The organism is Sphingobacterium psychroaquaticum, assembly GCF_004421025.1.
Lineage (GTDB): Bacteria > Bacteroidota > Bacteroidia > Sphingobacteriales > Sphingobacteriaceae > Sphingobacterium > Sphingobacterium psychroaquaticum.
Genome location: NZ_CP038029.1, coordinates 4,333,052 through 4,346,320, shown reverse-complemented (window position 1 = coordinate 4,346,320; position 13,269 = coordinate 4,333,052). Strand labels below are relative to the sequence as shown.

15 protein-coding genes are annotated in these 13,269 nt (G+C 42.6%); 1 reads left to right on the top strand and 14 read right to left on the bottom strand.

Features of this window, described 5'->3' with window-relative positions; all coding sequences use genetic code 11:
- Positions 1-297: 297 nt before the first annotated feature.
- Both E2P86_RS17850 and E2P86_RS17845 read right to left on the bottom strand, forming a co-directional pair.
- Entirely contained in the window at positions 298-846 is a 549-nt protein-coding gene (locus tag E2P86_RS17850) for a chromate transporter (RefSeq protein ID WP_134433934.1), read from the bottom strand.
- Between the two features lie 15 nt (positions 847-861).
- Positions 862-1,386 (bottom strand): chromate transporter, encoded by a 525-nt coding sequence (locus E2P86_RS17845; RefSeq protein WP_134433933.1) that lies wholly within the window; start codon positions 1,384-1,386, stop codon positions 862-864.
- Between the two features lie 360 nt (positions 1,387-1,746).
- Here E2P86_RS17845 and E2P86_RS17840 point away from each other — a divergent pair, with 360 nt between their 5' ends.
- Positions 1,747-2,631 carry a helix-turn-helix domain-containing protein gene (locus E2P86_RS17840; protein WP_085473466.1) on the top strand — a complete coding sequence of 295 codons (885 nt, stop codon included), beginning with the start codon at positions 1,747-1,749 and terminating at the stop codon, positions 2,629-2,631.
- 6 nt (positions 2,632-2,637) lie between these two features.
- Here the strand turns inward: E2P86_RS17840 and E2P86_RS17835 are convergent, their stop codons facing one another.
- The 12 genes from E2P86_RS17835 to E2P86_RS17780 form a co-directional block, all read right to left on the bottom strand.
- The gene (locus tag E2P86_RS17835) at positions 2,638-3,444 is read right to left on the bottom strand and encodes a DUF2490 domain-containing protein (protein WP_134433932.1); all 807 of its coding nucleotides are present in this window, start codon (positions 3,442-3,444) and stop codon (positions 2,638-2,640) included.
- An 8-nt stretch (positions 3,445-3,452) separates the two neighbouring features.
- Positions 3,453-4,346, bottom strand: a complete 894-nt coding sequence (locus E2P86_RS17830) for an urea transporter (protein ID WP_085473468.1) — start codon at positions 4,344-4,346, stop codon at positions 3,453-3,455.
- A 25-nt stretch (positions 4,347-4,371) separates the two neighbouring features.
- Positions 4,372-5,163, bottom strand: coding sequence for an urease accessory protein UreD (locus E2P86_RS17825; protein ID WP_134433931.1), 792 nt, complete (start codon positions 5,161-5,163; stop codon positions 4,372-4,374).
- Between the two features lie 2 nt (positions 5,164-5,165).
- Positions 5,166-5,804, bottom strand: coding sequence for an urease accessory protein UreG (gene ureG, locus E2P86_RS17820; protein ID WP_134433930.1), 639 nt, complete (start codon positions 5,802-5,804; stop codon positions 5,166-5,168).
- Positions 5,805-5,937: 133 nt separating this feature from the next.
- Positions 5,938-6,627 (bottom strand): urease accessory protein UreF, encoded by a 690-nt coding sequence (locus E2P86_RS17815; RefSeq protein WP_134433929.1) that lies wholly within the window; start codon positions 6,625-6,627, stop codon positions 5,938-5,940.
- A gap of 3 nt (positions 6,628-6,630) precedes the next feature.
- On the bottom strand, positions 6,631-7,128 hold the full coding sequence (locus tag E2P86_RS17810) for an urease accessory protein UreE (RefSeq protein ID WP_134433928.1): 498 nt from the start codon (positions 7,126-7,128) through the stop codon (positions 6,631-6,633).
- Positions 7,129-7,145: 17 nt separating this feature from the next.
- Positions 7,146-8,867: an urease subunit alpha gene (gene ureC / locus E2P86_RS17805; protein WP_085473473.1), complete on the bottom strand. Its 1,722-nt coding sequence runs from the start codon at positions 8,865-8,867 to the stop codon at positions 7,146-7,148.
- Positions 8,864-9,238: an urease subunit beta gene (locus tag E2P86_RS17800; RefSeq protein WP_134433927.1), complete on the bottom strand. Its 375-nt coding sequence runs from the start codon at positions 9,236-9,238 to the stop codon at positions 8,864-8,866. The genes ureC and E2P86_RS17800 overlap by 4 nt, the downstream gene beginning before the upstream one ends.
- 17 nt (positions 9,239-9,255) lie before the next feature.
- Entirely contained in the window at positions 9,256-9,558 is a 303-nt protein-coding gene (gene ureA, locus E2P86_RS17795) for an urease subunit gamma (protein ID WP_085473475.1), read from the bottom strand.
- Between the two features lie 172 nt (positions 9,559-9,730).
- Positions 9,731-10,084, bottom strand: a complete 354-nt coding sequence (locus tag E2P86_RS17790; protein ID WP_134433926.1) for a hypothetical protein — start codon at positions 10,082-10,084, stop codon at positions 9,731-9,733.
- A 168-nt stretch (positions 10,085-10,252) separates the two neighbouring features.
- Positions 10,253-12,688, bottom strand: coding sequence for a TonB-dependent receptor (locus E2P86_RS17785; RefSeq protein WP_134433925.1), 2,436 nt, complete (start codon positions 12,686-12,688; stop codon positions 10,253-10,255).
- A gap of 1 nt (position 12,689) precedes the next feature.
- The gene (locus E2P86_RS17780) at positions 12,690-13,268 is read right to left on the bottom strand and encodes a GNAT family N-acetyltransferase (protein ID WP_134433924.1); all 579 of its coding nucleotides are present in this window, start codon (positions 13,266-13,268) and stop codon (positions 12,690-12,692) included.
- Position 13,269: the final 1 nt, after the last annotated feature.

Below are 13,269 nucleotides of genomic sequence, written 5' to 3'. Positions count from 1 at the left end.
TTTTACATTCCTCTATCGCGTTTAATAATTTGAGACGAAGATTATTCTTACCGCTTTCTATATCTTAGTATTCTTTAATTACGTTTCCTTTGTTCTGCAACAACTTTCTGACGTCTGTCTTTTGAGCTTTAAGACCTAGTCCTGAAAGTCCTTGCTCTTGTGTGCTTACTCTGTAATATGCTATTTACTTTATCATTAGTTACGTTTGTTAGAGCTACAATACTCAAACATATCCTGTTGAAATTAAACAGATTTCAGCAGGATATTTTTTAACGGGCTTCCTTAATAAACTCTCCTTTAATAAATAATCAATCCCAACACTGCTGCTGCCGAAAGAATCAGCAGCGGATGCAGCTTATATTTAACAGAAAGAACCAGCGCTCCCGCAAAGAGAATGACGCTAACATAATCTATAAAAGATTCTTCAGAGACTAAAGATAATGCAGCAAGGGCAATCAACGATACACTTAGCGGACGTATGCCCAGCATAGCGTGCGAAAAAAAACTGTTCGATCGGAATTTGATAAAGAAATAAGAAATCACCGAAATCATAATAAAGGACGGCAAACACAGTGCAATAGTCGTCATCAAAGCTCCAAGGATACAGACCAATTGCGGGTATCCCAAATTTGCTAAGGCATTGTATCCGGCATAGGTTGACGTATTAATACCAATTGGACCCGGCGTCATTTGCGAAATAGCGATAAGATCCGTAAATTCTTGGTTGGTCATCCATCCATTACGCGTCACAACCTCTTCCTGTATCATAGAAAGCATGGCATAACCACCCCCAAATCCAAACGTCCCAATTTTGATAAAAGTCCAAAAAAGCTTAATAAAGATCATGATTTCAATTTTTGATTATTTTTTTAGTTCGAAGTAGGCGATTCCTCCGAGGCATCCGGCAATAACAATCCATATTGGTGAAACGCAAAAAAACCACATAAGTATGAGTGCAGCTGCCGGTAAAAGCAACTCTTTCGGCCCCATTTTATTGACCTTAATCGCCATATAACATGGCGCTGCGACCAAGGCAACGACAACAGGGCGCAATGCTTTGAAAGCTTTGATTACATATATATTGTCCTGAAATCGGGAGAGAAACATAGCGATGAAAACGATAATTGCAAAAGGAGCGATAATTGTTCCTAGTGCTGCGACTATTCCTCCTTTGATGCCGCCGATCTTGTATCCCACTAAGGCTGCAATATTGGTTGCGAAAACGCCAGGCAGTGATTCCGTGATCGCTAGTAATTCGTAAAACTCATGATGTGTTAGCCAGTCTCTAGATACGATATCTTTTTCAATCAGCGGAATAACAGCATAGCCGCCACCAATAGTAAAAAGGCCTATTTTTGTAAAAAGAAAGAAAAGTTTGAATAGCATTAAAGATGTAGTTTTTGAGCTGTTTTGAGTATTTAAAAATACGGAAAATCAGCTTGTTTAGGCAACAAGTAAAGTAACGATTATACCGTCAAAACTATGTTTTTTACCCGTAGAAATGCTCCCCTATCGGATGTCTGGAATTAGGTCGTTGATGATGTTTATTTTTCAAAAGAGCTCCGTGTGAACCGCTTCATACAGAGATGTCGTTGGTGGGAGAATCTCTGGGAGCGAATCGGTGTCCGGAAAATGTAAATTATTTGAAATGAAATGGTTAAAGACTGTGATTAAACGTATCTTTGTGTAGGCCGATTTTCCTGGTGTTTGTGTAATGCTAGGTGCGGGTGTAAAGGATCAAAGAAGATGAAGTCTGCCATAAAGATTATCAGTAATTACGAATACAAGAAATTATTCTTGCCCGATGTTAGCGATCATACGTTGTTCAACGAGAGTAAGATACAGGTATATAGGATCGAAAACTACCTGCGCAGTATTCTGATGCCCGTAGTTCCTTACCGGACGACTTTTAACTTCTTAATCTTTGTGACCAAGGGGTCACTTACGCAGCATTTAGAAAGTGGGTCTTATACCCTGACCGCGCAACAAGCCATCAATATTAAACAGGGAAATATCACCGCCACCTTATCGCTTTCCGATGATATTGAGGGATTCTTTGTGGTGTATGAGAATGAAATTGTTACAGATATTGCTTTAGGGATAAACGATATCAAGTTTTTCAACTCCAACCCTTTTATAACATTGAAACCGCACGTTGCAGAGTGGGTCAAACGCATTTTGCTGTTGTTGGAAGATGAGCTTTATACAGAAGGGAAGCAGATGGATATCTGTGTGTCGTTATTGCAGAGTGCTTTGCTTAAGATTATACGTACAGATATCGAGACACGTGCACCCATGAGCCGACAGCTGGATATTGCTTTTCGCTTCCGTGAATTGGTACAGCGATTTCATATCGATCATAAAAATGTACTCTTTTACGCAAATCTCCTCCATATTTCGGAGAACTACCTCAATAAATGTGTAAAGGAGGCGACAAATAAACCACCGAAGCAATGGATCAATGAGATTAGTATCCTGCATAGTCAGATTCTACTACAGGATGCTACCCGCGATATTGCAGGCATAGCCTTTGAATTGAAATATCAGTCGCCGTCCTATTTTACACGTCTGTTTAAAAAGATCACAGGCTATTCTCCTAGTGACTACAGGAAACATAAATTTTTAAGCTAGGTTCGCCTATGGTTTATCATGAAATGGTAAATCCCAGACCAGGTCCATTGCCAGGTAATGTATGCCTGCTTTTGCCTGATGGTTGCCGCGAATTAAATTGTTCACATAACCGACATCCATAGAAAGGTCGCTGCGCGGTATTTTGAATTGATAGTATATACCTAGTCGTGTCTCTTTATAAGCATATGGTGTCCATTGCTTCTCTGCTTCGTTCATCGCACTTGTCGCGAGTAAACCTTCCGCGCTCAAAGCCAAAGACTGTTTATTTTTTGATGAGAGGGTATATACAAGCTGACTTTTAATACGCGTGCGCAACTGGAAATTTTCTTCTGCTTTGCCAAAATCCGAGGTGAAAAATTTGCGAAACTCTTGTCGTACGGTATTGGTCCATTTCCAACGGCCTGCGGGTATGATATAGGCGTATCGACCGTAAGCTCGAAACTCCTGCTCTACCCCCTCTCCATCATAGGGAGCGCTGCTCGCGTAGGCATTCTGTCTCCGGTAACTCAAAGCATAACTGTATTGTTGATGCTTCGTAAATCGATGATAGTACTCGTGATTGAGAACAAGGATTGCTTGGTTGGAGAAGGGATTATTTGCTTCCGGCGTGCTTTTACGACCTAACCCAATATAGGTCATGTGTTGCTTTGTGCCGAGAGAGTCGAGTTTTTTGCGTACACCAAAAGCCGCCCAAAATGCAGTCTTGGCTTTACCAAGACCCGGTGGACTTATTTGTGCATTGGTGATGTTCCATGTACCGATAAGCACCATGAATACAAGCCCAGCCTTACGTGATATAGATTTTAAATACATAGTAATAATTAAATTTGTTCACCGCGGAGTATGTTCCATTTGTTAACAACCCAACGGTCTACCCATTTTATTGGACCAAGCATCCACATGGCGACGACGAATGGAAAGGTTAATGTTGTCCAGCCTCCGTGCAGCATAAAACGATCTACATAGGTTGCGATCACGACAGTAACTAGAACATATAAACCGTCGCGTATACGTTGTCCACTCATTGCAATGCCGCATAGCACAGCGTTAAAGCTGAAAGTGCCATTATTGATGAGGCTTTGCGATTCGTTGCCATAATGCGAAAGATAGATACTGACAATAACGGCTGCAAAGCCATATAAAGCGGCGATTGGTTCGCTGATAAATACCCCGAGGAAAAAAATAAATCCAGCAGTAACACTACCTTGAAAGATAACTTGGCCGAAGGCATGTCCTTCGATTAGGAAGTCATCCATCTGTTTGATATCAACAAAATGCTCGGGAACGGTGCGCATGGCCAGTTCTGGAATACTTAGAACATAAAGTGATATCCATGTTACTGCAATAAAAGGAAATGTGTAAACCGGAAACTTCTTCTGTAGGGCAACGGCCATTAACATCGCGGATAAAACAGAACCCAAGATAATCGTGACCCAGACCCAGGTGTTTTCTTCGAAATAGAAGACTAATGCAATACCAAACAGGCTGGCATTAAAACCGAATAAGCCATTATTGATATCTTCTTGTTTACATCGCATCAGGTAGGCTGTCGCTATTCCGGTTAAATTGGATAATACGGCCGCTAGCCCCATTAGTGGAGAATCATAAAAGATTGCCCCAATAAATAACAGTCCTGTCCAAGCATTCCCCTGTAGCATAATTTGTCCAAAACCTCTAAAAAAGGCCTTTGTAAAGGCCAGGACTTTATTTTTCATTGTAAAGTTTTTTAATTGTCAGCATCTATTGCAAGAACAGTGCGTCCCATAACTGATTTTGTATATCTTTAAATAAGTCGAACATTGGCTCTGCGCCATGTCCCAGTACGCGTACCATAAAACCTTTTTCTTGCAGTTCGCTGATACCAAAGGCAAGGTCTTCGCGATCACCATATTGTTGGTGAAATTTATCTATCCAAGACAGCACATCTACCCCGGCACTATTTAAATAAAACAGTGTTCCTTGATGTGTGTATCCTTCCAAAATACCCAGGCCTTGGATCGGCATCTTATCTGGCTGTAACAATACATTATCTTTCAAGACTAATTTACCTTCGATAAAACATTCTGTTAGGCTTTGAAAGTGATGGTACTGAAAGGATTCTCCAGACATCTTGCGGCCGCAGGTTACAATATCGCTAAGCAACACATGATTGTTCTTCTGTAAATGGATGATATTATGGCTGCGAAAACTGGATGCATTTTGTGGAACTACAGGATGAGGAACAAAAGAAAAGGTTGCGTCTTGTCCGAGGTTGACACGCATGGTTTGCGCAGAGTCACCTTTCATGTGAAACAAACGTTGATATGCCTGCGTTTGTAGCTGAAGTTTGGCGCCCTGTGCAATGTCGACCTCTATGTTATGCGTATCGCCATCCAGCAAGCCCGGCGATGAGCTCATGATCATCAGGTAGGCCGCTTTATCCTTTTTGTATTGCCCAACAGGTACAATTCGAAAGGGAGGTGTCAGAAAGGCATCCTTTAGAAAGGAATTTCCAGCACGGTGGGCGACTTTAATATTTAACTCGCAAACCATGGCTATCGCAGTAGGTTTGGTTCGTCCACATCTTGAAGGAGAGCATACTTCTTAATCCAACCCACAATTTCTTCTAACCCTTCCCCTATTCTCAGGTTTGAAAACAAAAAAGGAGCTCCTTTGCGCATCATTCGGGCATCATGTTCCATTACCTCTAAGCTAGCACCGACATATGGAGCCAAGTCTTTTTTATTGATTAATAGAAGGTCTGATCGGGTGATTGCAGGACCACCTTTTCTTGGCATTTTTTCACCCTCTGCCACATCAATAACAAAGATTGTAATGTCAGCGAGATCAGGGCTATAGGTTGATGATAGGTTGTCTCCTCCGCTTTCGATTAAAATGAGCTCTAGGTTTGGAAAGCGTTCAGCAAGTTCTTCAACCGCTTCGAGATTCATACTGGCATCTTCACGAATAGCTGTGTGTGGGCACCCTCCTGTTTCGACGCCAATAATGCGTTCACGCGGAAGTAAACTATTTTTTGCCATAAACTCCGCATCTTCCTTCGTGTAAACATCATTGGTAATAACAGCGAGATCCAATTCATTTAAGAGTCTTCTGCTGAGACGTTCCAAGAGCGCTGTTTTTCCAGAACCAACAGGCCCCCCGACTCCTATTTTAACGTATTTTCTATTTTCCATTTTTTTGATTTTAAATTGGACAACCAAAAAGGTTAGCCCTGTTTTTTTAACTGTCTTGAGATTGCTGCGCTGTTCCTTCTCGCCATGATGTTTTTAGGTCATCATTCTTGCCGAGATAAAGGATACGCCCCTCTTACGAAATATAAATCCGCGTATAAAGACGTTCATGTTGCATGCAGCGAATATCAAAACCGACATTACATAAACCCACCAGGTGCCGCTCTACCAGTAACGTTTCGGCACACAGTGTTTCGAGGTCATCATGTAGGGCGAAGAGTATATCTTGACCGTCAAGCTGTCCCAATGGAACGAGTTTAACAGCATTGGTAACCATACCGATGGCAGCGTTGTAATAATAAGCATGCATTGCCTCGGCAAGTGGAATTTGTAGCAGACAAGCAAACATGCCATATATAACACAATAGTGACTGTCTACCTTCCTTTGCTTAGCAAGTGTGGCCCAAGCTTCTACCAGGCTATCTTTTTCATAGCGGGTGAATATTTTAAACAACCGTAATCCAAGCTTTTGGCTTGCTTGACGAATTTCCTTGGCACTTTTGAGCGCAGAACACTCCTGATCCAATGCTTGGAGCGAATCGATATCACGAACCATCGTTGCTTCATAGGCGAGCTTCATGATGGCGGCATCGTTATACTTCATGTTGTACCACAGGTTGTGTCGCACGTATTGGTCGGCACTTTCTTTGTCCTGTACTAAACGTATCTGTACATAGGTTTCTAATCCATTTGAGTGTGTATACGCACCAATAGGGAGTGTCGGGTCTGCGAGATGAAGTAGTTTGCCTAAAAATGATTTTTCCATTATTTAATCTTGAATCACTAGCTTGATTTTTTTTGTTGACTGTTGTACGGTGCGGTGATGTATAGGATCTACATTTGCCGTAAATGGATGCAAGAGTTGCCGTTCAGCTATACTAGGTTGATAGCCTTGTGCTATTAACCATTGGTGCATAGGTTTTTCGTAGGGCAATAGAAGCTCCTCGCCGTTATGAAATAACGGGAGGTGCTTATTGCCAATTTCTGCACTGATGAAGGCAGCTTCTAAAACGTTTTGAGGACGAATGGAGAGCGATTCACAAGCGTCAATCCGAACAACGACAATTTTTTCATCATTCTCGAAAAGTATATCCCCATCGTGTAAAGCCTGCCCGTGACCAAGTAAGCGGATGGCAATCTCCGTGCCCTCTATGGAACGTAGGCGTTGTATACGCTTTGTGGCTTGATACCAAGCAATATGTAGGAAATCTATCTTCTTCGAAGAAGGATTTTTATGAATATTTTGCGTGATCGAAGTGACAATCATCTGTGCGGCATATATAATTAAAACAAGAAGTACAATTGACCCAATGCCACCTCATCTATAGGTTCGCATTTCAAGACTTTGCCATCAATACTTACTTCGTAGTTCTCTGGGTTAACGATAATTTCCGGCGTGGCATCATTATGTATCATATCTTTTTTCGATATGGTTCGACAGCCCGAGACAGGGAGGAGTGTTTTTTGTAAACCATATTCTTCTTTGATACCCTTTTCGATCGAAGCTTTAGAAACAAAATTGAAGCATGTTTCCGTTACCGCTTTACCATAGCCGGCAAACATGGTGCGTACGATGATTGGTTGGGGAGTTGGGATGGAAGCATTGGCATCTCCCATTTTGGAAGCAATAATCATCCCTCCTTTGATAATCATTTCTGGCTTGGCTCCAAATAAGGCTGGTTTCCAGATGACCATGTCCGCAATTTTTCCTGGTTCAATAGAGCCGATGTAATTTGATATTCCATGTGCAATAGCCGGATTAATGCTGTACTTTGCAACATAGCGTTTCGCTCTATAGTTATCATTTCCTTTTCCGGCATCTTCTTCAAGTGGTCCGAGTTGTTTCTTCATCTTGTCGGCGGTTTGCCAAGTGCGTGTAATCACCTCACCAACGCGCCCCATTGCTTGAGAGTCAGAACTCATGATACTAAAGACCCCTGCATCTTGAAGAATATCTTCGGCGGCAATTGTTTCCGGGCGAATACGAGAGTCTGCAAAAGCGACATCCTCTGGAATATCTTTACTTAAGTGATGACAGACCATGAGCATATCGAGATGTTCATCAATGGTATTCTTGGTGAAAGGACGTGTCGGGTTGGTTGATGCAGGAAGAACATTTGGATACATTGCTGATTTAATAATATCTGGTGCATGTCCGCCCCCGGCCCCTTCGGTGTGGAATGTATGGATAACTCGGCCGTTAATTGCTTGCATTGTGTCTTCCAAGAAGCCGGCCTCATTCAATGTATCGGTGTGAATGGCGACTTGCACATCATATTTGTCAGCGACAGATAGTGCACGGTCTATCGTTGCTGGCGTTGCACCCCAATCTTCGTGTATTTTTACGCCTAAGGCACCGGCTTCAATTTGTTCAATAATAGGTTGCTCATTGCCGACGTTTCCTTTTCCAAAGAAACCGAAGTTCATGGGGAAGGCTTCTACCGCTTGAAGCATGCGTTTCATGTTCCATTTTCCTGGTGTAACGGTTGTTGCATTGCTTCCGTCCGCAGGACCTGTTCCGCCTCCGATCATCGTTGTCACACCACTGTATAGGGCGGTCTCAATTTGTGTTGGACTGATATAATGGATATGTGTATCAATGCCGGCAGGTGTAACGATATATCCAGCTCCACCATGAACCTCTGTGGAGGCTCCAATAATCATGTTCGGTGTGATGTTATCCATGGTGTCTGGATTCCCGGCCCGACCAATACCGACAATCTTGCCGTCTTTGATCCCAATATCTCCTTTTACAATACCCCAGTGATCCAGAATAATTGCCCCAGTTATTACCATGTCAAGGGTGCCTTCTTCGCGCAGGTGTTTGGATGATTGACACATCCCGTCGCGGATTGTTTTTCCGCCACCGAATTTCGCTTCATCCCCATAGCTGGCATAATCTTTTTCAACTTCAATAATTATTTCTGTATTTCCTAGACGAACTTTATCGCCCGTGGTTGGGCCAAATATGGCGGTATAGTTTACTCTACTTACGTTTAAGCTCATGATACTTTGTTTTTAAAGTGGTTTTTCTCCATGCGTTTTAACGCTTCTATCTTGGAGGCGTCTGTTTCGGTATCTCCATTCACTAGGTCGTTGTGACCGTAAATTTTTCGTTCGCCTGCATATGGAACAAGCTCTATTTCTTTCGCTTCGCCGGGCTCAAAGCGAACGGCCGTGCTGGCAATAATGTTTAGTCGCTTTCCGAACGCCTGCGCACGGTCAAATTCCATCATTTTGTTTACTTCAAAAAAATGGTAATGTGAACCAACTTGGATGGGCCTGTCTCCGGTATTTACCACAGAAAGTTTGGTTATAGTCCTGCCTTCATTGCAGACAATGTCTTCTTCTCTTATAAAATATTCTCCTGGAATCATATTGATAGTATTTGTAATTATCTAACAGGGTTATGCACAGTTACGAGCTTTGTTCCATCCGGAAATGTTGCTTCAATCTGTATATCATGGATCATTTCTGGGACTCCAAGCATCACATCTTCCCGTGTAAGTAATGTGGCGCCATATTGCATAAGTTCAGCAACTGTCCGGCCATCACGAGCGGCTTCTAGCAGCTCACTGCTGATGTAGGCGATCGTTTCTGGGTAATTTAATTTTAGGCCTCTGGCCTTACGTTTTTTTGCAAGCTCACCGGCAAGGTGAAGTAGAAGTTTTTCTGTTTCTCTAGGCAATAAATGCATGATATATACTTTTTAATTAAAAACAAGTGAAAGAGATCTGGAAACGAAGCCATGTTGTATAGCTCAGGTCGCGTTTCCGCGAGTGAGGTGTATCTCATTGATTTCCTACGGCTCCCATTCTTTGGAACCAACAAAGGAGATCTTTGATAAAAGAAACGATGAGAAATTTAACCTAACCCAGGAAGGGGATCTTTATGGAATGATAAAGAATGTATTTAGGTTGTAAGACAAGTTGAACAGATCCTTTTTGCGGATCGTCACGTAGTGGTTTCTCCGTTTGCAGAAGAAAGGCAAAGGATAAGAGCAATGTGATGCTTACAAATAGCATCTTTCCCCACTCTTCTTCAGCTGTCGGAAAATTCTGATCGTCAATAATACTGTTCATAAAGGAAGACAATGCATCGGTGAGGAGGTGGTCGGCGGCTTTGCTGATATGCGTTGTGCCAGGGACATCTACATGTGCTGCTGTTCGTACAAAAACCTCCTTTTGGTGGAGGGCAAACCCTAATGCTAGTATGCTTAGCATCCCGATTAGGATTAAAATGTACCGAACATTGGTCTTCATGATATTGACTTCTTATCTTATTTTGATAGCTCAAATTTACGAGCTATTTGGGGTGATCGAATAGCACAAATCTTGACTAGATTAGTCTTAATTCTTCTTAAATCAAGATTTGTGCGTTTTCTAAATGTGTTAAAAACGATATCCCAAGGATAGCATTAGATGTCGAGGTGCTCCTGGGAAAGCCCGGGTATAATCGAAGGCGCCGACGTAATAATATTTATCAAAGACATTATTGAGGTTGGCCGCGACTTTTAGTGCGCCTACGTGATAATAGAGTGCGGCATTTACCGTGGTATATCCAGGAAGAAAGCCCCAGGTGTCCAATCCCTGTGCATCTTTACCAATAGGATTGTCCATGCGACGACTGCCGACGTAGTAGACACCAGTTCCAAAGCCAAGTCCTTTTAAGGCATGTGCAGAGAACACGTATTTTACCCATGCTCCGCCCATGTTTTTGGGTGCATTGCCCAGAGGCATGCCGATCTCTGCGGGAATAGAAGATTCTTTGACATCGGTTACATTAAAGCTGTAGTTTCCCATTAGTTGTAACTCTTTTGTAATTTGTCCCCGTAGATCGAGCTCTATACCACGGGAAGTGACCCGGCCAGATTGACGATATATTGGAAAGCCGGTTTCACTCGTTTCGCCTGTTGATACCATCATATTTTCACGCTGAATATGGTATAGGGAAAGGTCCATTTGTAATTGATTTTGGAAGAACCCCGTTTTGAATCCAGTTTCAATCTGATAGCTTCGTTCCGCTGTAAAAGGTTTGTCGGCCCCGTAGTCTTGGTAGTTGGCCACATAATTTGATGCAACAGGGACGTAACCTTGTGCATAACTAGCGAAATAGTTAATTTGATCGTTCAGCGTGTAGGTTAAGCCAAGACGTGGTAGCCAAGCATTTTGTGTGCCGGAGTATGGTGTTTTTACGTCCGGGCTTGATGAATAGTAATGTTCGTGGCGAAGCCCGACAATGAGGTGCAATCTATCGATGGTCAACTGATCTTGAATATAGATTCCTGTACTTCGATAAGGGCTTAGGAAAGGAAAGGATGCTTGCGGGCGCCAGATATACGAATTCACATCCCGCAAGGCATATGTTGGGTTTTCTAAGTCAAAAGTGAGCGGTACCGCTGTTCCGTTCACCATCATGCTACGAGCCTCCTTTTGCTGGTTATTGGGATCGCCTTTATACTGTGCGTGATCTACGCCAAGAACGATATGTTGGTTGACACGCCCCGTACGCAAGTTGTAGTTCAGGTAAGCCACCATATTATCGGTATAATCTTTTAAGCTTTTTTCAAAAAAGCGCATGTTCATCACCGTGTTTTGTGGTGGATTGGCAAACGTGTTGAGTGTACGGTGTTCGTTAAGCTCCTCTTGATAAATAGCTTTGGCATAACTCACATTCAGGGTCAGGTGCGGACCAATTTCCTGTTTCAGACGCGCTGTAAGGGAGATGTTCTTTGTACGGTAGAAATCCGATGGTTGGCTCAGTGTAAATGAACGAGATAAAGCATATAGATTATTGCTTTTGATGCCCATTCCACGATCCAGGTAACCGTTGAAATTATCGTATAGCAGATCTACATCCACCTGTGTGCCTTTAGCAGGTTTAAAGGTAAATGAAGGTGCTATGGCAAAGGTTTTTCGTTGATTTACATCACGAAAAGTCTTGCTGTTTTCGTATCCAACATTAAAACGATATAATACTTTCTTCTCTGCATCAAGGGGACCTCCAATATCGAGGGTACTGCGCATGGTCTGGAAGCCTCCTATGGTGAAATTTACGGCACCATAATGCTCTTCTAACGGTTTTTTAGTAACCATATTGATTGTTCCCCCAGGCGTGATATCTCCAAAGAGGGATGCTCCTGGTCCTTTTAGAACTTCGATACTTTCTAGGTTTATGGTTAAAGGTGGCCGAAAATAGCTTGTTCCATAACCATAGCTGGAACGCAGCCCATTTACTAATCGTAGCCCATTTTCGTAACCACTTTTAAACCCACGGATGGTAAAGTCATCGTATGCTGACGCCTGGTTTACTCCAGCAAGGTCATGTACCATATCCGTAATTAGGAAGGCTTGTTTGTCTTCCATAAACTCCTTGCTAACAACGGATACCGATTGAGGAAGATCTTTGAGTTTTCCGGCGAATTTACCACCAAGTTCTACGCCATTTGTTAGGTACGAGTTGTTGCGCCTGCCAGTCACCAAGACCTCATCGAGCTGTTGGTCGTTTTTTACAAGCGTAATAATAAGTCCGCTGGCTGTGTTCCACGTGACACGGTCTAGTGTCGTGGTACTTGGGTAATAACCAACGGCGGTGGCTTTTATCTGAGCCGGTAAATGCGTTTCTTTTGAGAACTGGTATGTTCCCATATTGTTGCTCGTTGTTGCTAAATTTTGGTTATCAATGCGTAACGTGACACCGACAATTGGTTTCCCATCTTCATTGACTGTTTTTCCGAATATTCGAACGGTTCCCTGGGCCTGTACGGTGACAGAAAAGAGAATACTGAGGAGCACTGTAAGTGCTGAAACGTTAAATTTATAGGTCATTTTATTGTTCTGTCGTTTGTAATAAAGAATCTGCGGAAGGGTTCTTTCTATTTATTTTATTGTCGTCTATTTGCAACACCTGTCGTTCCATATGGATGGTTGAGAAGCCCCCTTCTTCGCAGAAGTCAACCAAAGAAAAATCTTGTTTTAACCAAAAATCATAAGCCCCGGTAAGGAAAGGATGTGTATGTAAATAGAGCCGTTCAATGCTGCGTTCTCGTGCACAACGGAGCAACGCTTGGAAAAGCGTGGTGCCAAGACCGGAGCGTCGAACATCAGGTTCGATAAATAAGCGCGCTACTTCGACTGTGGGGCGTTGGTCGAGCGGGAGGTGTGGAAAGCGGAAGTCGTAAGCCATCATACCGATGACACCGACAAGTTTTCCGGATTTTGTTCTTGCCTGTAAAAAAGCCCCATAAGGATGTGTTATATAGGTCTCCTCAAAAAAACGAAGATCATCAGGAATCTTATCGCTGTCCAACATGGGAAACAGTTTCTTTCGAAATGCAATGACGTACGACAATATTTCGTCTTTATGTCTTTCTTCTACGAGTGTTATGATAAGTTGTTCCATGTTCATA